Annotated in this window: 17 protein-coding genes; 9 read left to right on the forward strand and 8 right to left on the reverse strand. The window is 73.6% G+C overall.

The annotated features are described in order from the left end of the window. Positions 1–1260, reverse strand: coding sequence for an extracellular solute-binding protein (locus tag ACWCV9_RS03075; protein WP_450783954.1), 1260 nt, complete (start codon positions 1258–1260; stop codon positions 1–3). A gap of 193 nt (positions 1261–1453) precedes the next feature. Here ACWCV9_RS03075 and ACWCV9_RS03080 point away from each other — a divergent pair, with 193 nt between their 5' ends. Further along, on the forward strand, positions 1454–1669 hold the full coding sequence (locus ACWCV9_RS03080; RefSeq protein ID WP_450783955.1) for a dodecin: 216 nt from the start codon (positions 1454–1456) through the stop codon (positions 1667–1669). A gap of 24 nt (positions 1670–1693) precedes the next feature. On the opposite strand, the gene ACWCV9_RS03085 is transcribed toward ACWCV9_RS03080, so the two are convergent. Then, complete coding sequence (locus tag ACWCV9_RS03085) at positions 1694–2185, reverse strand: phosphatase domain-containing protein (protein ID WP_450783956.1); 492 nt, start codon at positions 2183–2185, stop codon at positions 1694–1696. Between the two features lie 174 nt (positions 2186–2359). Here ACWCV9_RS03085 and ACWCV9_RS03090 point away from each other — a divergent pair, with 174 nt between their 5' ends. From ACWCV9_RS03090 to ACWCV9_RS03120, 7 genes are all read left to right on the forward strand, one after another. Further along, positions 2360–3367 (forward strand): LLM class flavin-dependent oxidoreductase, encoded by a 1008-nt coding sequence (locus ACWCV9_RS03090; RefSeq protein WP_450783957.1) that lies wholly within the window; start codon positions 2360–2362, stop codon positions 3365–3367. A 70-nt stretch (positions 3368–3437) separates the two neighbouring features. Next, entirely contained in the window at positions 3438–3629 is a 192-nt protein-coding gene (locus tag ACWCV9_RS03095; RefSeq protein ID WP_385846063.1) for an antitoxin, read from the forward strand. A 30-nt stretch (positions 3630–3659) separates the two neighbouring features. Continuing rightward, positions 3660–5996 (forward strand): ATP-binding cassette domain-containing protein, encoded by a 2337-nt coding sequence (locus ACWCV9_RS03100; protein WP_450783958.1) that lies wholly within the window; start codon positions 3660–3662, stop codon positions 5994–5996. A 93-nt stretch (positions 5997–6089) separates the two neighbouring features. Continuing rightward, a complete protein-coding gene (locus ACWCV9_RS03105) occupies positions 6090–6506 on the forward strand; it encodes a CU044_2847 family protein (protein ID WP_450783959.1) in 417 nt (138 codons plus the stop codon). Between the two features lie 3 nt (positions 6507–6509). Continuing rightward, positions 6510–8654 (forward strand): VMAP-C domain-containing protein, encoded by a 2145-nt coding sequence (locus ACWCV9_RS03110; protein ID WP_450783961.1) that lies wholly within the window; start codon positions 6510–6512, stop codon positions 8652–8654. Continuing rightward, positions 8651–9601, forward strand: coding sequence for an AAA family ATPase (locus ACWCV9_RS03115; protein ID WP_385846070.1), 951 nt, complete (start codon positions 8651–8653; stop codon positions 9599–9601). Before ACWCV9_RS03110 ends, ACWCV9_RS03115 begins: the two co-directional genes overlap by 4 nt. Next, the gene (locus ACWCV9_RS03120; protein ID WP_450783962.1) at positions 9598–12921 is read left to right on the forward strand and encodes an SAV_2336 N-terminal domain-related protein; all 3324 of its coding nucleotides are present in this window, start codon (positions 9598–9600) and stop codon (positions 12919–12921) included. The genes ACWCV9_RS03115 and ACWCV9_RS03120 overlap by 4 nt, the downstream gene beginning before the upstream one ends. Positions 12922–12936: 15 nt before the next feature. Here the strand turns inward: ACWCV9_RS03120 and ACWCV9_RS03125 are convergent, their stop codons facing one another. The 5 genes from ACWCV9_RS03125 to ACWCV9_RS03145 form a co-directional block, all read right to left on the reverse strand. Further along, the gene (locus ACWCV9_RS03125) at positions 12937–13785 is read right to left on the reverse strand and encodes a lysophospholipid acyltransferase family protein (protein WP_450783964.1); all 849 of its coding nucleotides are present in this window, start codon (positions 13783–13785) and stop codon (positions 12937–12939) included. Next, positions 13785–14555 (reverse strand): GNAT family N-acetyltransferase, encoded by a 771-nt coding sequence (locus ACWCV9_RS03130; RefSeq protein WP_450783966.1) that lies wholly within the window; start codon positions 14553–14555, stop codon positions 13785–13787. Before ACWCV9_RS03130 ends, ACWCV9_RS03125 begins: the two co-directional genes overlap by 1 nt. Before the next feature lie 243 nt (positions 14556–14798). Then, positions 14799–15548, reverse strand: coding sequence for a succinate dehydrogenase/fumarate reductase iron-sulfur subunit (locus ACWCV9_RS03135; protein ID WP_450783967.1), 750 nt, complete (start codon positions 15546–15548; stop codon positions 14799–14801). Continuing rightward, positions 15545–17494: a fumarate reductase/succinate dehydrogenase flavoprotein subunit gene (locus ACWCV9_RS03140; RefSeq protein ID WP_450783968.1), complete on the reverse strand. Its 1950-nt coding sequence runs from the start codon at positions 17492–17494 to the stop codon at positions 15545–15547. The genes ACWCV9_RS03135 and ACWCV9_RS03140 overlap by 4 nt, the downstream gene beginning before the upstream one ends. A gap of 1 nt (position 17495) precedes the next feature. Further along, a complete protein-coding gene (locus tag ACWCV9_RS03145; RefSeq protein WP_450784236.1) occupies positions 17496–18167 on the reverse strand; it encodes a succinate dehydrogenase in 672 nt (223 codons plus the stop codon). 120 nt (positions 18168–18287) lie between these two features. Here ACWCV9_RS03145 and ACWCV9_RS03150 point away from each other — a divergent pair, with 120 nt between their 5' ends. Then, positions 18288–19172 (forward strand): LysR family transcriptional regulator, encoded by an 885-nt coding sequence (locus ACWCV9_RS03150; RefSeq protein WP_385846079.1) that lies wholly within the window; start codon positions 18288–18290, stop codon positions 19170–19172. Positions 19173–19187: 15 nt separating this feature from the next. Here ACWCV9_RS03150 and ACWCV9_RS03155 read toward each other — a convergent pair whose 3' ends face one another. Continuing rightward, the gene (locus ACWCV9_RS03155) at positions 19188–20477 is read right to left on the reverse strand and encodes a protein kinase domain-containing protein (RefSeq protein WP_450783969.1); all 1290 of its coding nucleotides are present in this window, start codon (positions 20475–20477) and stop codon (positions 19188–19190) included. Between the last annotated feature and the right edge of the window lie 10 nt (positions 20478–20487).

A 20487-nucleotide genomic window follows, 5' to 3' on the forward strand; every position in this document is an offset into this window, starting at 1 on the left:
TCAGCCGAGGTCCGGAGCGAGCGCCTCGGTGATCTTCCGGGAGGCCCTGCGGGCCTCGGTCGCCGGGTCCGCCCCGGTCAGCACCCGGGTCATGTACTGCTTGATCGGGTTGTCGGCCTCGACGTCGGCCCACTGAGGGGTGTTCGGGGTCGCCCGGCCGTGCGCCGCGCCCACGGCCATGGCGGCGACCCCCGCCTCGTCCGCGACGGAGGCGGCGAGGGCGCTCTTGTTGGGCACGTAGTTCATGGTGCGGGCCAGTTCGGTGTCCCACTTGGCGCCGGTCAGCGCGCCCACCACGGCGGTGGCCGCGAACTGGTCCTTGGTGTTCTCCGGGACGACCAGGTCGGAGCCGCCGGTGAAGACCGTGCCGGGCCGTGCGGCGGTCGGGCCGGGCACCGGGAAGAAGCCCAGCTTCCCCTTCAGCCCCGGGTTCTGCCGCACGATCGCCCGGGCGAGCCCGGGTACGGCGACGATCTGGGCGACCTTGCCGCCCGCGAACACGCCGGCCTGCGGCGGGTGTTCCTCGTCGGCGTCCACCGGCCCCGCGCCCAGCGCCTGGAGCCGCCGGTAGAAGTCCATGCCGCGCAGCGCGGCCGGGGTGTCCAGGGCGCCCTTCCACTCGTGGTCCCGCTGCCGGGCCAGGTCGCCGCCCTCGTCCCAGATGAAGCCGGACAGGGTGTACCAGTCCTGGCCGGCCAGGTAGATGCCCTGGTCGCCACCGGTGTCGAGCCGCTCGGTGTCGGCGAGCCACTCGGCACGGGTGCGCGGCGGCCGGGTGATCCGGGCCCGGGCGAAGAGGTCCTTGCGGTAGATCACGACGCGGTTGGCCGCGTACCAGGGGATGCCGTACTGCTTGTTGCCGTCCTTGCCGGGTTCGGCGAGGCCGGGCAGCCACCTGTCCATGTCCCAGTCGCGCATCGCGTCCAGCGTCAGATCGGCGAGCCGGCCGCCGTCGGCGTACAGCGGCACCTGGGTGTTGCCGACCTCGATGACGTCGGGGCCGTGCCCGGAGTGGTCCTGGAGCGCGGCGCGCACCTTCTCGACGATGCCGGTCCACTGCTGGATGCGGATGTCCAGGCGCAGGTCCTGGTGGGTGCGTTCGAAGTCGGCGGTGAAGCGTTCGAGGAAGTCCGCCGAGGCGCTGTCCTGCATCAGCCACACGGTGACGGTCTTCCGCTCGTGCCCGCCCGGCAGCAGCCCGCAGGCGCCGAGGAGGGATCCGGTGACACAGAGGAGGGCGAGCAGGCGACGACGTCTCACGAGGGGTCCTGTTCTGTCTGGCCTGGGCGGTGCGGACAGGGCGGGGTCCCGGCGTGGGGGGTCGAGCAGCCGGTGCTCGAACGGGGTGTGCTGGATTTTGGTATGGACCAATGCGGAGGTCAAGCTCCCACGGGAATACGGCCCCTGGCCTCGACGCCGTGCGGGCCGGGCCCGGATGCGGCACCGTGGAACCATGTCGAACCACACATACCGGCTGACCGAGATCGTCGGCAGCTCCCACGAGGGCGTCGACCAGGCCATTCGCAACGGCATCGACCGTGCGGGCCAGACCCTGCGCAACCTGGACTGGTTCGAGGTGACGCAGATCCGCGGCCAGCTCGACAACGGGCGCATCGAGCACTGGCAGGTGTGTATGAAGGTGGGCTTCCGCATCGAGGACGAGGACTGACCCGGCCGGACGCCGGGCCGGGTCTCAGGTACGGCCCTCGCGCTCCTGGGCCTCCTCCAGGGCTGCCGACTTCACCGCCCACCGGGCCCGTACGACGGTGAACCCGGCGCGTTCGGCGTCGTCGCAGACGAGTTCGTCGTCGTCCACCAGCATCCGGACCTCGCGGTCCCGGGCGAGCCGGCGCAGCGTCTCCAGTTTGGTGAACCGGGCCGGCCTGCGGTCGGAGTTGCTCCGCATGTGCACCCGCCCCTCGGGCAGCCCATGCTGCGCGAGCCAGTCCAGGGTGTCCCGGCGACACCGCTCGGGGCGGCCCGTCAGATAGACGATCTCGCAGGTGAGGGCGGTCTCCACGGCCAGCGCCACACCCCGCTCGAGCGGCGGGTCCTGGGGCGCGGCGGCGAAGAACCCGTCCCAGTCCTTCGGCCGCGTGGTCAGAAAACGCTGCCGGTGGGCGGTGTCCGCGAGGGTGTTGTCGAGATCGAACACGGCGATCGGCCGTCTGCTGTCATCACTCACACCCAAACCCTAACCAGCGCCCCCCACTTTCCCCCGCCCCCGGCCCCGGCCACCCCGGTACCGACGGCCACACAGTGGTCAACCACCTGTCGCGCCCCGCACACCACCATGCCACCCGCCCAGCCACCCTCCCGGCAGCGGGAATCCCCGGGACTCGTACGCGTTGAACCCTGTGTGAGCAGCGCACTGATCGACCGGACCCGGTTCTCCGTTCTCGACCGTTCCCGTACGCGCGAGGGCCGTCCGGCCGGTGAGGCGTTGCGGGACACCGTCGCGCTGGCGCGCGAGGTCGAGGCGCTCGGTTACCACCGCTTCTGGGTGTCCGAGCACCACGGTGTGCCCGGCGTCGCCGGTTCCGCGCCGACCGTGCTCGCGGCGGCGGTCGCCGGGGCCACCCGGAGGATCCGGGTCGGTACCGGCGGGGTGATGCTGCCCAACCACCGGCCCCTTGTCGTAGCCGAGCAGTTCGGGGTGCTGGAGGCGCTGTTCCCCGGCCGCATCGACATGGGGTTCGGCCGGTCCGTCGGCTTCACGGACGGGGTGCGCAGGGCGCTCGGCCGGGACCGGGGCGACGCCGAGGACTTCGCGGCACAGCTGGGCGAACTGCTGGAGTTCTTCACCGGGACCTCGCCCACCGGGGTGCACGCCCGCCCGTCCGAGGGCCTGCGCGTACCGCCGTTCGTGCTGGCGATCGGCGAGGGCGCGGCGATCGCCGCCCGCGCCGGTCTGCCCCTGGTCATCGGGGATCTGCGGGGCCGCGAGAAGCTGCTGCGCGGGATCGACCAGTACCGCTCGCTGTTCCGCCCCTCCCCCTGGGCGGCGGAGCCGTACGTCGTGGTCTCCGGCACCGTCGCGGTCGCCGGCACCGAGCAGGAGGCGCACCGGCTGCTGGTGCCGGAGGCCTGGTCGATGGCGTACGCGCGCACCCATGGCACCTTCCCGCCCCTCGCCCCCGCCGAGGAGATCGAGGCCCGCGCGATGACCGTAAAGGAGCGGGACCTGTACGAGTCCGGGCTCGCCCGGCACATCGCCGGCACCGCCGAACAGGTCGCCCGGGAGCTGGAGACGGTGCTCAAGGAGACGGGCGCCGCCGAGATCCTGGTCACCACCAGCACATACGACCGTGCCGCGCTGCTGGACTCCTACCGGCGGCTCGCCGGGCTGTTCGCGCCCGGGTCCTGAGGGCCCGAGATGCGAACCTCGCCCGGCCCGGTGACCCTGGGAGGGAACCCAAGCGACGAGGAGGGCTGCCATGTCCATGCTGGACAAGCTCAAGGGTCTGCTCAAGGGCCACGAGGACCAGGCCCGTATGGGCGTCGACAAGGCCGGTGACGCCTTCGACGCGCGGACCGGGAACAAGTACCAGTCGCAGGTCGACGACGCACAGCGGCGCATCGACGAGCAGCTGGGCCGCGACCAGGGAAACCCCCCTCCGCAGGCTTGACCGGACATGGGCGGGTAGAGTCTTGCCCCCATGCACCACCCCCATGACCCGTACGTCCGCGTCCGCGACGCCCGCGAGCACAACCTCAAGGGTGTCGACGTCGACATCCCGCGGGACGTCCTGGCCGTGTTCACCGGCGTGTCCGGCTCGGGGAAGTCGTCCCTGGCCTTCGGCACCGTCTACGCCGAGGCCCAGCGGCGCTACTTCGAGTCGGTCGCGCCGTACGCGCGCCGGCTGATCCACCAGGTCGGGGCGCCCAAGGTCGGCGAGATCACCGGGCTGCCGCCCGCGGTCTCCCTCCAGCAGCGGCGCTCCGCCCCCGGCTCCCGCTCCTCGGTCGGCACGGTCACCAACCTCTCCAACTCCCTGCGCATGCTGTTCTCGCGCGCCGGTGACTACCCGCCCGGCGCCGAGCGGCTCGATTCGGACGCGTTCTCGCCGAACACGGCGGCGGGTGCCTGCCCGGAGTGCCACGGCCTCGGCCAGGTGCACGAGACCACCGAGGAACTCCTGGTCCCCGATCCCACGCTCTCCGTCCGCGAGGGAGCCGTCGCCGCGTGGCCGGGCGCCTGGCAGGGCAAGAACCTGCGGGACATCCTGGACACGCTCGGCTACGACGTGGACCGGCCCTGGCGTGAGCTGCCCGCAGAACAGCGCGAGTGGATCCTGTTCACCGACGAGCAGCCGGTCGTCACCGTGCACCCGGTACGGGACGCCGACCGCATCCAACGGCCGTACCAGGGCACGTACATGAGCGCCCGCCGGTATGTGCTGAAGACCTTCTCGGACACCAAGTCGGCCACGCTGCGGGCGAAGGCGGAACGCTTCCTGACCAGCGCGCCCTGCCCGGCCTGCGGGGGCAGCCGGCTGCGGCCCGAGGCGCTGGCGGTGACCTTCGGCGGGCGGACCATCGCCGAGCTGGCGGCGCTGCCGCTGACCGACCTGGCCGCGGTTCTCGCCGACAGCGGCGGCACCCCAACCGCCCAGGTCCTCACCGCGGACCTGGAGTCCCGGATCGCCCCCGTGGTCGAGCTGGGTCTCGGCTATCTCAGCCTCGACCGGGCCACGCCCACCCTCTCGGCGGGCGAGCTGCAACGGCTGCGGCTCGCCACCCAGTTGCGCTCCGGGCTGTTCGGCGTGGTGTACGTGCTGGACGAGCCGTCCGCCGGACTGCACCCGGCGGACACCGAGGCGCTGCTGACGGTGCTGGACCGGCTGAAGGCGGCGGGGAACTCGGTGTTCGTGGTGGAGCACCACCTGGAGGTGGTGCGCGGCGCCGACTGGCTGGTGGACGTGGGGCCCGGGGCGGGCGAGCACGGCGGCCGGGTGCTGTACAGCGGGCCGCCGGCCGAGCTGGCGTCGGTCGAGGAGTCGGCGACGGCCGCCTTCCTCTTCGACGAGTCACCGGGCCCGGCGCGGGCGGTCCGCGAGCCGCGCGGCTGGCTGACGGTGGGACCGGTGACCCGGCACAATCTGCGGGCGGTGACCGCCGCGTTCCCGCTCGGCGCGTTCACCGCCGTCACCGGTGTCTCCGGCTCCGGCAAGTCCACGCTCATCGGCGCGCTGACGGAGGAGGCGGAGGGCGTCGACCGGCTGGTCCGGGTCGACCAGAAGCCGATCGGGCGGACCCCGCGCTCCAATCTGGCCACCTACACCGGCCTGTTCGACGTCGTACGGAAGGTGTTCGCGGCGACGCCCGCGGCCGAGGAACGCGGTTACGGCGTCGGGCGGTTCTCCTTCAACGTGGCCGGCGGGCGCTGCGAGACCTGCCAGGGCGAGGGATTCGTCAGCGTCGAGCTGCTGTTCCTGCCGAGCACCTACGCGCCCTGCCCGGACTGCGGCGGCGCCCGCTACAACCCCGAGACGCTTCAGGTGACCTACCGGGGGCGCAGCATCGCCGAGGTGCTGGACCTGACGGTGGAGGCCGCCGCGGAGTTCTTCGCGGACAGCCCGGCCGCCGCGCGCAGCCTGGGCACCCTGCTCGACGTGGGACTCGGCTATCTCCGGCTCGGCCAGCCGGCGACCGAGCTGTCCGGCGGGGAGGCGCAGCGGATCAAGCTGGCCAGCGAGTTGCAGCGGGGCCGGCGCGGTCACACCCTGTACCTGCTGGACGAGCCGACGACCGGCTTGCATCCGGCCGATGTCGAGGTGCTGATGGACCGGCTGCACGGGCTGGTCGACGCCGGGCACACGGTCGTGGTGGTCGAGCACGACATGACGGTCGTCGCGGGCGCCGACTGGGTGATCGACCTCGGTCCGGGCGGCGGCGACCGGGGCGGCCGGATCGTGGCGGCCGGCCCGCCGCAGCAGGTGGCCACCGCGCCGGACAGTGCCACGGCACCGTATCTGGCGCGGGTGCTGCCCTGAGTCCGGAGTGCGACGGGTGCCCAATGCATCAATGGGGTAACCGAGTTGAGCATCCCGCGGTCCCATCCGCCGCTCGTGACCATACTGGTGATCGTGTCCTCATCACCCGATCTCTCGCCCGATCCCGCGCCCGGTCTCGCACTCGACGACGGCACACCAGTCCGGTTCCTGCTCGCGCCCGGGGAGGGCCCGGCGGCCCTTCCCGCGGACGACGATCTGCCGGAGGGCATGGGCCGGGTGGTGCCGGTCGGCGCGGCCGGCCGCGCCGTCGCCAACTTCGCGGCCGCCGCGCTGCGCGGCGCGCTGAGCCCCATCGGCCCGCTGCTCCAGGAGGTCCACGACGCCGCCACGGCGGTGCCCGACCCGCCCACCGAGCTGAGCGTCACCTTCGGTGTGCAGGTGGGCCAGGACCTCAAGTTCGGGGTCGTCGGGGCGGCCGGACAGGCGCATCTCACCGTCACCGCCAGCTGGAAGCCGGGCCCGGGCCCCGCCCCGACGCCCGCGGGGTGACGGGTGGGGTGGTTCGCTGCCGCGGGGGACGGCTTCGACGATCCCTCCCTGCATGTCGTGTCCGTCCGGCGCGCCGATGACGGCAAATCCGCCGGGGCTGGCTTCGTCCTGGGCCCGGACACGGTGCTCACCTGTGCGCATGTCGTCAACGCGGCGCTCGGCCGGGACATGTTCGACTCCCGGGCACCCGTCGTCGACGAGGTCACGGTCGACGTCTTCTACGACAGGCATGCCCGGCAGAGCCACCTCGCCCGGGTGGCGCACTGGATCCCGCCGCGCGCCCCGGACGGCGGCGCGGTGCGCGCGGGCAGCGTCGAGTGGCGCGGTGACCTGGCGGTGCTGCGGGTGGACGCCCCGGCCGCCGGGCTGCCGCCCACGCCCCGCCAGGCCGCCCTGTCGGTCGGGCAGAAGCTGGACGCCTGGCACGGCAGCGGCAACCCCTCCACCCTGGCCCGGCTCACCGTCGCCGGTCTGCACGGCGCCCTGGCCTATGTGGACGGCGCGCCCACCGGCATGGCCGTCAGCCCCGGCTACAGCGGCGGCCCGCTGTGGTGCCGGAAGGAGCAGGCGGTGGTGGGGGTGGTCGTCGGGCACTTCCTGCCGGTGGACGCCGCCGGACGGCCGCTGCCACCCAGCTTCCAGCAGGTCATCCGGCGCAGCTGGGTACTGCCCTGGCAGGCCGTGGAGGCCGAACTGCGCCCGCTCGGCGCGCTGGACGGGCTGCGGCCGGAGCGGGTCGACCCCGACGACCACGCCTACTGGCTGCTGCTGCGGACCATCGAGGAGGCGCTGCCCTCGCCCAGCACGCGGGGCGGCTACGCGCAGCGGCTGGCCCGGCAGTGCGGGGTGGGGCACGGCAGCGACGTGGTGCCGCCCACCGCCGAGGAGTTCGCCGCGTTCCTGCTGACGCATCCGCGGGCGCTGGCCGCGCTGAGCGGGATCCTGCGCAGGACGGATCCCGGCGCCACCGACCGGCTGCTCCTCGCCGGCGCCCAGTCCCGCACGCCCCGGCTGCTGTCCCCGGCCGAGGACACGGAGCTGCGCAGGCATCTGCGCGCCCTCGACCCCGCGCTGCTGAGCCGCTTCCCCGAGGTGGTCCGGGCCGCGCTGCCGCATCTCGCCGCCCGGCCCGGCGACGGCACCGTGGAGGGGCTGCTCGACCAGCTGGAGGCGCTGTCCGGCGACGGCCGTGCGAGCGACGGGGAGCGTCGGGTCCCCGCCCTGCTGCGGGTGGTGGAGTACGTCGCCGCGCTGGCTCCGGACACCCAGCGGGCGCTGTTACGGATGTGGGCGGACGGGGTGGCCACCCGGCTCGGCATCCAGCGCTCGGCGCTCGGCGAACGGCGCTACGACGCCCAGGAGTGGGCCCGTACGGCAGCCGGCCGGGACGCCCGGGTGCGGGTCCTGGTGCAGGTGACGAAGGCCGGCCGGAACCGGCACCGGCTACGGATCTGGTGCGACGAGGGCGCCGGTCCGCGGCAGGTCTCCGCGGAGAGCACGACGTCGTACTCCGCCTCGGAGGCGGCCCGTGAGGTGCTGCGCGTCCTGGACTCGCTCACACCGCCGGCCGAGGACGAACGGCCGCCCTTGGTGGAAGTGCTGGTGGACCGCAGCGCGCTGAACCTGCCCGTGGACGAGTGGGCGGCCCGGGACCCGGCCGAACTGGTGCCCGGGGTGCTGGGGGTGGAGTTCCCGCTGGTCGTGAACTGCCCGGAACTCCTGCGCCGCAACGGCCGGTTCGTCTCCCGCTGGCGCAGCCGCTGGAGCCGCCTGGACTCCGGCAAGACGCTGGTCGTGGACGAGCCGCTGGACCGGAACACGCTCTACTCCCGGCTTGTCAACCAACTCGACACGGTGCGCGTCTCCGTGGACGTACCCCCCGGGCCGCCCCGGGACCGCATCGTGCAGACCTGTCTGGCCCTGGGCATACCTGTGGTGATGTGGGACCGCCGGGAGGACGGGGGTTCGCACAGCGTCCGGCACATGGAGCGGGTCGCCACCCGCGAACTGCCCGACGGCGTCCACCACTACCGCGCCAACGCCCAGGCCAATCCACCCGAGTTCCCCGGGCGTCCGGTCCTCGCCTGGGCCGACGCCGACCGCACCGTGCCCCGACTGCACCTGTCCGAACCCCAGGAGGGCCCATGACGTCCGGTTCCGACGCCGACTGGCGGCTGTTCCGGGGTGACGGCACCCCCCGGGCCGTCGCCCTGCCCGCGGCGCCGCCCTGGCGCCGCTTCACCCCGGAGCGCGCCCGGCGCCCCGGACTGCCGTATGTGATCGACCCGCGGCACGCCGACATCGTCAACGCGGCGCTGCATCTGCGCCGTCCGCTGCTGGTGACCGGCCCCGCGGGCACCGGCAAGTCCTCCCTGGCCCGGGCCGTCGCACACGAGCTGTGCCTGGGCGAACTGCTGCGCTGGTCCGTCACCAGCCGCTCGACCGTGCCGGACGCGCTGTACGTGTACGACGCCATCGGCCGGCTGCGCGAGACCACGCTGAGCCGGGACCGCGGCGAGAGTGAGCCGTCCATCGGCCAGTTCATCCGGCTCGGCCCGCTCGGTACGGCGCTGGTGGCGTCGGCCGCGCCGCGCTGTCTGCTCATCGACGAGATGGACAAGGGTGACGTCGACCTGCCCAACGACCTGCTCACCGTGTTCGAGGAGGGCTACTTCGAGATCAAGGAGCTGGTCCGGCTGCCGGAGGGCACCGCCGACGTGGAGGTGCAGACCTCCGACCACCGGGGCACGGTCCGGGTGCACCAGGGGCTGGTGCAGTGCGCGGAGTTCCCCGTCGTGATCATCACCAGCAACGGGGAGCGGGACTTCCCGCCCGCCTTCCTGCGCCGCTGTCTCCGGCTGGAGCTGCCCGTGCCGGACGAGGAGCGGCTGCGCACCATCGTCGCCGCGCACCTCGGCGAGGAGGCGCTGCGGGAGGCGGACGACCTCATCGACGTCTTCCTGCGCCGCCGCGCGCTCGGCGAACTCGCCACCGACCAGCTGCTCAACGCCGTGTTCCTGCGCACCGGAGGCATCGACCTGGACGCCGACGGCCTGCTGGACGCCGTACTGCACCAGCTCACCGGGGCGTTGTGACCGTGCCGGGCGGGGGTGAGCGGATCGCCGAGGTGCTGCGGGTGCTGGCCGCCTGCGGCCGTGACCTGGATGCGGAACAGGTCCTCGACGTGCTGTGGCTCGCCCGCCGGCTGCCCGCGGGCGCGGACGCGCCGCTGCTGCGGGAGCCGCCGCCCACGCCGGACCGTCCGGCCGAGGTGCCGGCCCCCGAGCCCGGCGAGACCGCCCCGCAGCCGCCCACGCCGACCCCGGACGACCCGGATCTGCCCGACCTCACCTCGCCCTCCCTGTACGGGGCGGCCGACGAGGGCACCGCCGTGGAGGTGCGGCTCGCCGCGTCCGCCCCCGAGCCCCGGCGGGCGATGCCGGTGCGGGTGCCGGAGGACAAGGCGCTCGCCGACGAGCTGGAGCTGGGCCGGGCGCTCCGCCCGTTGCGGCGCCGCCTGGACAGCCGCCACCGCACCGAGATCGACGAGGAGCGCACCGCCGCGCAGCTCGCCGAGACGGGCCTCGCCGATGTGGTGGAGCGGCCGGTGCGGGAGCGCTGGCTGAATCTGGTGCTGCTGGTGGACGACGGTCTGTCGATGCTGCTGTGGCACCGGCTGGGCGCCGAACTGCGCACCCTGCTCGAACGGCTGGGCGCCTTCGGCACCACCCGGGTCCTCGGTCTCGACTCGCGCGGGTCCCGCGCGCCCTGTCTGCGCGCCCGCCCGTTCCGGCCGGACAGCGGCGCCCTGCCGCTGAGCACGGTGAACGATCCCTCCGGCCGCACCCTGGTGCTGGTCGTCAGCGACGGCATGGGCTCCGCCTGGCGGTCCGGCGCCCTGCACCGGCTGCTGGCGCGGTGGGCGGCGCACGGACCGGTCGCCGTCGTGCAGACGCTGCCGCCGGACATGTGGGAGGCGTCCGGGATCGCCGCGGAGCGCTGGCAGGTCACCACGCGGCGGATCGGCGGCGCCAACACGGCCTGGGAGATCAGCGATCCGGTGCTGCCGGAGTTCGACGGCGTGCCGGTGCCGGTCCTGGAGCCGTCCGCCGAGTCGCTGCGCGGCTGGGCCCGACTGCTCGCCTCCCCCGGCACCACCGTGGAGCTGCCCCTGCTGACCCGCCCCGACCCGTACGGCAGCGTGACCGCCGCCCGGGGGCTGACCAGCGCCCAGCACTTCCGGGACGCGGCCACCCCGGAGGCGTACCGGCTGGCGGCGCATCTCGCGGCGGTCTCCCCGCTGTCGGTACCGGTGATGCGGCTGGTGCAGTCGGCGGTGCCCTGGCCGGCCACCACCTCGCATCTCGCGGAGGTGTTCCTGGGCGGCCTGGTCCGGCCGCACCCGGCGCCGGTGCCCGGCCCGCTGCCCGTCAAACACCGGGTGTTCGACTTCTCCGAGGAGTCCAAGGCGGTGCTCCTGGACTCGGTGCCACAGGCCGAACTGCTGCGCACCAGCCGGCGGATCGGCGCACACCTGGAGGAACTCGCGGGCAACTCCCCCGACTTCCCGGCCTGGCTGGCGCACCCGGACGGCTCCGCCCGTCTGCCCGGCACCCATCAGCCGTTCACCAGTGTGGAGCGCCGGCTGCTCGCCCGCTTCGGGATGTCGTTCGAGCGGACGCCGGGCCTGCCCGGTGCGCGGACGGAGGCCGCCGCGCCGTCCGGCGACGACTGGATGCCGCTCACCGACGCGGACCCGGTCCGGCTCGGCGGTTACACCCTGCACGACCGGCGCCGGGGCCGCCGTACCGTGCTCTACCGGGGCGTGGACCGGAACGGCGGCGAGGCGGTGCTGCGCGTTCCGCGGCCCGATCTGCCCGCGGCCAACGCCCAGTTGATCGCGGTGGAGGCGGAGGCGCTCGCCCGGTTGCAGGGGCAGTACGCGCCGGCGCTGCTCGCGACCGGGCTCTCCGACTCCCCGCCGTGGCTGGCGATGCGACCGGTCCGCGACGGTGACGCCCCCGGGGAGCCGCCGCGGCTGTCGGAGGTGTTCGCCCGCGCCCTCCAGCGCGGTACCGTGCCGTTCGACCTGGTGCGCGGGCTGCTGGTCTCGTGGCATCTGGCGAACGCGCTGGCGCTGTGTCACGCCGGCGGCCTGGTGCCCGCCGACTTCGGCATGGACAGCGTGTATGTGCTGCGCCGCACCGTGGTCCTCGCCGATCTGTCCGACTACGCCGTCGACGGCCGCTGGCTGGGCCCGGGCCCAGCGCCGACCGTCGCGGACAGCATGCGGGCGCTGGGCTCGCTGCTCCAGCTGATCAGCAGCAAGGCCGGCGTGGAGATACCCAACCTGCCGGAGGGCATGCATCTGTGGCAGGGCGACGGCTGGGAGCAGCTGCGCGTTCTCGTGCTGCGCTGTCTGGGCGACGACCCGGCGGCCCGGCCCACCGCCAGCGAGGTCGCCGACGCGCTCGCCAAGTACATCGCGCTGGCCCGGGCGCGGTTCGCGGCCGACGTGCCGGTGCCGGGCCCGCAGACCGGCACGCGGCCGCCGGACCCCGTGCCGCTCACCCCGCCGAAGCCGGCCGCGCGGGCCGAACCGCTGCTGGCCCTGCCCCGCTTCGGCACCGCGCGCAGAGAAGCGCTGGGCCGCCTGGCGCGGCTGCGCGCCCCGCTGCGGCACAGCCTGCGGGTGACGCTGATCGGCGCCGGCCACTACAGCGGCCGGGCCACCACGACGATGGCGCTCGGCTCCCTGCTGGCCGGGGTGCGGGGCGAGCCGGTGCTCGCCTTCGACGGGGCCGCCACCGAGGGCGCGCTCGCCTCCTTCCTGCCGCGCGACCGCAACCGGGCGGTGCCCCGGGACCTGGCCGCCCTGCCGCTGGAGCCGTCGTACGAGGAGATCCGGGCGCTCACCACCCGGCTGCCCTCCGGCCTGGAGGTGCTCGCGATCCGCCGGGGGCACAACGGGCCGAACTCCACGCACGCCCAGGAGTATGTGCGGTTGCTGGCCCATACGGCGCCGTACTACTCCCTGGTGCTGACCGACTGGGCGCCGGTCCGGCTGGCCCCGTCGGCGGACGTGGTCCTGGACCTCACCGACCGGCTGGTGGTGTGCTGCGGCACCACGCACTGGTTCCAGGGCGCCGTGGTGCGCACCTTCGAGGAGCTGCGGGCGGCCGGCCGGCACCGGCTGGCGGACCAGGCGATCGTCGTGGACACCCGGACGGACGGCTCCAGCCGGCGCGGGGTGCCCAGGGACGTCCACCGGCAGCTGAACATCGCGCCGGACCAGGTGGTGCGGGTGCCCTTCGACACCGCGCTCCAGTCACCGCGGTGGGAGCTGAAGGACCTGCGCACGGCCACCGTCCAGGCCTATCTGCGGCTGGCGGAGCAGGTCGTACGGCCGGTCTAGGGCCCTTCTCTCGGATCAGGTCGGCTGCGGCGCCGGCGCCTTCCGGCCGACCCGAGCGGGGTCCGGTACGGCGTGCGTCCGGTCCGGTTCGCCCACGCGGCCGGGCTGAGCGGCCCTGGCGAGGGACGCGCGGGTGGTGTGGCGGCCGGGCGGGATGGCCGGGAGGATCTCCACCTCGGCCGTCAGGTCCCGGGCGCGGGCGACCCGCCACAGGGAGGCGAACAGGGTGTCCTCGCCGACGAACGCGGCCGCGGTGCCGGGCCCGCCGCCGTCCTGCCGGTACCGCAGGCGGACCGGCTGCACGGGCACGTCCGCGTCCAGCGCCGCCTGGAAGACGGCCCGGCGGAAGGGGCCGTGGGCCCGCCCGCACCAGGTGCTGCCCTCGGGGAACGCGGTCACGGCCGCGCCTTCGCGCAGCGCGGCCGCGATCCGCCCGACCGTCCCGGGCAGGGCGCGCAGCCGGTCGCGTTCGATGAACAGCGCTCCGCCGCGCGCGGCGAGCGGGCCGGCCACGGGCCAGTGCCGGACCTCGGCCTTGGCGAGCATCCGGGCCGGGCGTACGGCGGTGAGCAGCGGGATGTCCAGCCAGGAGACGTGGTTGGCGACCAGCAGCAGCCCGCCAGCCGGGACGGCGGTGCCGGTGAAGCGGACCCGGACCCCGATGGCCCGGACGATCGCCCGGCACCACCGCCCGACCCACGCTGCGGGGATCCTCCCGCCGAGCGGCGACAGCACGATCCCGGCCAGCACCAGGGCCGCGACCGCGGTCAGCCGCAGCACGGCCCGGGGTACGGCCGCGGCGGCCCGGGCCCGTTCCACGCAGGCGCCCGGGGTGCAGGGCGCGCTGGGCAGCCAGACGCTCATCAGGCGGGCACGAGGGAGAGGAAGTGCCGCAGATAGCGCGGGTTGACCCGGCGCATCGACAGCAGCACATACAGGTCGGCGACGCCGAAGTCCGGGTCGTGCGCGGGCTCCCCGCAGACCCAGGCGCCGAGGCGGAGGTAGCCGCGCAGCAGGGCGGGCAGTTCCGTCCGGTCGGCGGGGGCCTCGGCACCCGGGTGCCACGGCAGCAGCGGCCGGACCCGGAACTCCTCGGGCGCCAGGTGCCTCTCGCGTACCCGGTGCCAGGTGGCGGTGGCGAGGGCACCGCCGTCGGCGAGCGGCACCGAGCAGCAGCCGGCCAGCCACTCATGGCCCCGGTCGGTCATATAGCGGGCGATGCCGGCCCAGATCAGGCCGATGACGGCGCCGTCGCGGTGGTCGGGGTGCACACAGGAGCGGCCGACCTCGACCAGGCCCGGGCGGATGGCGTCCAGTGCGCCCAGCTCGAACTCGCTCTCGGAGTAGAGCCGGCCGGCGACCGCGGCCCGCTCCGGCGGCAGCAGCCGGTAGGTGCCGACGACCTGCCCGGTCGCGGTGGAGCGGACGAGCAGGTGGTCGCAGTAGGCGTCGAAGGTGTCGGTGTCGTACCCCGGCTCCGGGCCGGCCACGAGGGCGCCCAGCTCACCGGCGAAGACATCGTGCCGCAGCCGCTGGGCGGCGCGCACGTCGGCCTCGTCCCGGGCGAGGGTGACGGTGTAGCCGGCGGGCGCCGCGGGCTGCGGGGGGCGGTGGAGCGTGGACAGGCCGGTCATGGCTCTCTCCTGGTCGTGGGCCGTACGGCGGCAGGGGCGGCGGGCCGGTGGCGCACGGCCCGCTGTTTCTGTTCTTCCGACGCCGGTTGGCCGGTGTGTGACCGCGACCGGGAGAGTGGATGTGGGAATGCTGAACGCCGGGATGCGACGGGTCCCGGAAAACCAGACGGGACCGGGAGGAGCACCTCTCCCGGTCCCGCCCGTTCACCTTCCCCGGCGAACGTCAGCTGCAAGCGTCCCGCGCTACCGCTTGCCGACCTTCCGGGTGGCCCGCAGCCACTCCTTGTTCATGCTGGTGATGGAGACCAGCGGGATGCCCTTGGGGCACGCGGTCGCGCACTCACCGGCCAGCGTGCACCCGCCGAAGCCCTCGGCGTCCATCTGCGCCACCATGTCCAGCACCCGCGTCTCCCGCTCGGGCGCCCCCTGCGGCAGCACGTTCAGGTGGTTGATCTTCGCGGAGGTGAACAGCATCGCCGCGCCGTTCGGGCACGCGGCCACGCAGGCCCCGCACCCGATGCACTCCGCGTGCTCGAACGCGAAGTCGGCGTCGGCCTTGGGCACCGGCGTGGCATGCGCCTCGGGCGCGGAGCCGGTCGGCGCGGTGATGTAGCCGCCGGCCTGGATGATCCGGTCGAACGCCGACCGGTCGACCACCAGGTCCTTGATCACCGGGAACGCGGCGGCCCGCCACGGCTCGATGTCGATCGTGTCGCCGTCCTTGAAGGACCGCATGTGCAGCTGGCAGGTGGTGGTGCGCTCGGGGCCGTGCGCGTCACCGTTGATCACCAGCGAACAGGCGCCGCAGATGCCCTCGCGGCAGTCGTGGTCGAAGGCGACCGGGTCCTCGCCGGACAGGATGAGCTGTTCGTTGAGGAGGTCCAGCATCTCCAGGAAGGACATGTCGGACGAGATGCCGTCCACCTCGTAAGTGGACATCGCTCCTTCGGCGTCGGCGTTCTTCTGCCGCCAGACGCGCAGGGTGAGCTTCATGCGTAGCTCCGCTGGGTGGGGTGGACGTACTCGAAGACCAGGTCTTCCTTGTGCAGGACGGGGGCGGCACCCGTGTCGGTGAACTCCCAGGCCGCCGCGTAGCCGAACTCGTCGTCCTTGCGGGCCGCCTCGCCGTCCGGGGTCTGGGACTCCTCGCGGAAGTGGCCGCCGCAGGACTCGCTGCGGTGCAGCGCGTCGAGGCACATCAGCTCGGCGAGTTCGAGGTAGTCGACGATCCGGTTGGCCTTCTCCAGCGACTGGTTGAACTCCTCGCCCGTGCCGGGGACCTTGATGCGCTGCCAGAACTCCTCGCGGATCTGCGGGATCCGCTGGAGCGCCTTGCGCAGCCCGGCGTCGGTGCGCGCCATGCCGCAGAACTCCCACATGAGTTCACCGATCTCGCGGTGGAAGGAGTCGGGGGTGCGGTCGCCGTCCACCGCGAGCAGCCGCTGGATGCGGTCCTCGGTCTCGGTCAGCACCTCCCGCACGGCGGGGTGGTCGCCGGTCACGGCCTCCTGGTGCGGGTTGCGGGCCAGGTAGTCGTTGATGGTGGCGGGCAGCACGAAGTAGCCGTCGGCGAGGCCCTGCATCAGCGCCGAGGCGCCGAGCCGGTTGGCGCCGTGGTCGGAGAAGTTGGCCTCGCCGATCGCGAACAGGCCCGGGACGGTGGTCTGGAGGTCGTAGTCGACCCACAGCCCGCCCATCGTGTAGTGCACGGCCGGGTAGATCCGCATCGGCACCCGGTACGGATCCTCGTCGGTGATCCGCTGGTACATGTCGAACAGGTTGCCGTACTTGGCCTCGACGGCCTTGCGGCCCATGCGCTTGATGGCGTCGGCGAAGTCCAGGTAGACACCCTGCCCGCCGGGGCCGACCCCGCGTCCCTCGTCGCAGACGTTCTTCGCGGCGCGGGAGGCGATGTCACGCGGCACGAGGTTGCCGAAGGACGGGTAGATGCGCTCCAGGTAGTAGTCGCGCTCGTCCTCGGGGATCTCGTTCGGCGGCCGGTTGTCGCCCTCGGCCTTGGGCACCCAGATACGGCCGTCGTTGCGCAGCGACTCGCTCATCAGGGTCAGCTTGGACTGGTGGTCGCCGGTGCGCGGGATGCAGGTCGGGTGGATCTGGGTGAAGCAGGGGTTGGCGAAGTAGGCACCGCGCCGGTGCGCCCGCCAGATGGCGGTCGCGTTGGAGTTCATGGCGTTCGTCGACAGGTAGAACACGTTGCCGTAGCCGCCGCTGGCCAGGACCACGGCGTCCGCGAAGTACGTGTCGATCTTGCCGGTGATCAGGTCCCGGGCCACGATGCCGCGCGCCCGCCCGTCCACGACGATCAGGTCCAGCATCTCGGTGCGCGCGTGCAGCTCCACATTGCCGGCCGCGATCTGCCGGGACAGCGCCTGGTAGGCGCCGAGGAGCAGCTGCTGGCCCGTCTGGCCGCGGGCGTAGAAGGTGCGGGAGACCTGGACGCCGCCGAAGGAGCGGGTGTCGAGCAGACCGCCGTACTCCCGGGCGAAGGGCACGCCCTGCGCCACGCACTGGTCGATGATCTCGACGGAGATCTGCGCGAGCCGGTGGACGTTGGACTCGCGGGCGCGGAAGTCGCCGCCCTTGACGGTGTCGTAGAACAGCCGGTGGATCGAGTCGCCGTCGTTGCGGTAGTTCTTCGCCGCGTTGATGCCGCCCTGGGCGGCGATGGAGTGGGCGCGGCGCGGGGAGTCCTGGTAGCAGAACTGGACGACGTGGTAGCCCTGTTCGGCGAGGGTCGCGCCCGCGGAGCCGCCGGCGAGTCCGGTGCCGACGACGATGATCGTGTGCTTGCGCCGGTTGGCCGGGTTGACGAGCTTGGCCTCGAAGCGGCGCTTGTCCCAGCGCTCGTGGATCGGGCCGGACGGGGCCTTGGTGTCGGTGACCGGCTCGCCCGTCGTGTAGTTCACGTATTCGGTCATGTCAGCTCACCACTCCGGTCATGACGCCCACGGGTACGGCGATGAAGCCGGCCGTGAGCAGCAACGCGAGGACGTTCGCGACGATCTTCAGGGCGCGGTCCCGGGCGCGGCTGCCGACGCCGAGGGTCTGGGCCGCGCTCCAGAAGCCGTGCCGGATGTGCAGTCCGAGCGCGAGCATCGCGACGATGTAGATGACGTTGCCGTACCAGGTGGAGAAGGTGTCCACGACGTTCTGGTACGGGTGGCCCTCCTGGAAGCCGCCGGAGTGCACGGTGCCGGTGGTGAGGTCCAGGATGTGCCAGACGACGAACAGGCCGAGGATGACCCCGCCCCAGCGCATGGTGCGGGTCGCGTAGCTCGCCCGGGGCCGTGCGTGCACGTACTTGCTGGGCCGTGCCTTGATGTCACGGCGGCTGAGCTGGTACGCGGACGTGGCGTGGGCCACCACGGCGACGACCAGGACGATCCGGATCAGCCAGAGCGTCCACTCGTAGTGCATGAAGGGTTCACCGATGGTGCGCAGCCAGTGGGCGTAGTGGTTGAACTCGCCCGCCCCGAAGTAGATCTTCAGGTTCCCGATCATGTGCGCGACCAGGTAGAGCAGCATGATCAGGCCGCTGACGGCCATCACCGTCTTCTTGCCGACGGAGGAGTCCCACAGTGTGCGCGCCATGGACGGCCGTCGGTCCGTCCGCGTTGCCAGAGCCATGGAACAGCACGCTAGGGCCGAACGGCCTTATCAGTCCAAGAGATGCACCAGCTTGTTTCCATAGGAGGAGACTATCGTGGCTGCATGCAGCTCCAGCAGCTCCAGTACTTCGTCGCCGTGGCCGAGACCCGGCACTTCACCCGGGCCGCCGAACTGACCCATGTCGCCCAGCCGTCGCTCTCCCAGCAGATCCGGGCGCTCGAGCGGGAGCTGGGCGCGGATCTGTTCCTGCGGGCCCGGGGCAACATCACGCTCACCGACGCGGGCGAGGCCCTGCTGCCGCTCGCCCGCCGCATTCTGGCCGACGCGGACACGGCCCGGCACGAGGTGCAGGAACTGGTGCAGCTGCGGCGGGGCCGGGTGCGGCTCGGGGCGACGCCCAGTCTCTGCACCGGCCTACTGCCGGATGTGCTGCGGGCCTTCCACGACCGCTACCCGGGCATCCGGCTGCTGATCGAGGAAGGCGGCTCGCACGACCTGGTACGGGAGCTGGCGCGCGGCGCGCTCGATCTCGCCCTGGTCGTCCTGCCGCTGCCGACCCCCGCCCCCGCGCTGTCGACGGTGGAGCTGCTGCGCGAGGAGCTGGTGGTGGTGTCCTCCCCCGAGGTGCCGGCGCCCGGTCGCGGCAGACGGGCGGTGAGCATCGCCGATCTGGAAACCGAGCGCCTGGTGATGTTCCGGCACGGCTACGACCTGCGCGAACTCACCGTGGCCGCGTGCCGCTCCGCCGGGTTCGAGCCGGAGTTCGCGGTGGAGGGCGGCGAGATGGACGCGGTGCTGGGCTTCGCCCGGGCGGGGCTCGGTGTGGCGGTCGTACCGCGGATGGTCGCGACGCGGTCCGGGCAGGGACTGCGGGTGACACCCCTCGCCCGCCCGGGACTGCACCGGACCATCGCGCTGGCCCACCGCAGCGATGTGGCCCCGCCCCGGGCGGCCCAGGAACTCCAGCGGATGCTCCTGGAACGCTGACCGGCGCATGCGGCCCTAGCGGTGCCTGCCCTGGTAGAGGTGGGCGTTCACGCGGACCTGGAGGAAGCGGTTGACGAGGCCGAGGCCGATGCCGACGGGGATCGCCGTGTACCAGGGCACCAGCAGCAGGCACAGCACCAGCGCGACCGAGCCGACGGCCAGGGGCACGGCGACGGAAGGGGGCGTGGCCGGCGCGGCGGTCACGGGCAGGGTGCGCGGCGCCTGGGCGGGAACGGGTGGGGTGCGCGGTGGCCGGGGCAGCGGGGCGGGGCGGGTGGGTGCGGGGATCGTCGATGCGGGCGGGGTGTCGTGCGGGGTGGGGGCCTCCAGGGTGCCGGCGGCCACCGTCGCGGCGGCCGTGGGGTCCGGGGACGCGGCGACGGCGTGGGCGCGCACATCGGCCTGGGCGCCGGCCGGCTGGGCGCTGCGCCCTCGCGGGGGTGCGGTGAGTGCCGTCAGACGGGTGCGGACCTCCGCCGCGGTCGCGGGGCGGGCGGCGGGGTCCTTGGCCAGCAGGTCGAGGATCAGCTGTTCCAGGGCGGGCGGCAGTCCGGGCCGCAGCCGCCCGGGCGGCTGGGGCGGCTCCTCGATGTGCTTGAGCAGCAGCGAGTGCCAGGCGCCGGCCTGGAAAGGGGGCCGTCCCGTGACGAGTTCGTACAGGATGCAGCCGAGCGAGTACAGGTCGGTGCGGGCGTCCACCGGGACGTCCCCGCGGGCCTGCTCCGGCGACATGTAGGCAGGCGTGCCCACGATCTGGCCGGTGACGGTGAGCGTGGTCGTCGCGCCGGGCCCCTCCAGCAGGCGGGCGATGCCGAAGTCCAGCACCTTCACCTGGCGGTCCGCCGGGTCCTCGCCCTCGTCGCCGGTGACGAGCACATTGCCCGGCTTCATGTCCCGGTGCACCACCCCGGCGGTATGGGCGGTGCCCAGCGCCCGGCACATCTGGCCGGCCCAGCGCAGCGTGTCGGCCGTCGAGGGCAGCCCCTCGCTGATCACCCCGGCCAGCGAGCGGCCCCGCACCAGCTCCATGACCAGGTACGGCACCTCCTCACCCGCGTCCCGGCGGGCCATGCCCAGTTCGTGGACGGTGACGATGTGCGGGCTGGACAGCCGGGCGGCGGCCCGGGCCTCCCGTACGAACCGGGCGGCCAGGCTCGGGTCCCGCTCGGCGGTGAGCCCGGTGAGCAGCTTGACCGCCACCTCGCGGTGCAGATGCCCGTCGTGCGCCCGCCACACCTCGCCCATGCCGCCCGCGCCGATCCGCTCCGTCAGCCGGTAGCGCCCGTCCAGCAGCCCCTGAGGCATGCCTTCCCCC

The sequence above is a fragment of the Streptomyces sp. NPDC001606 genome, assembly GCF_053596835.1.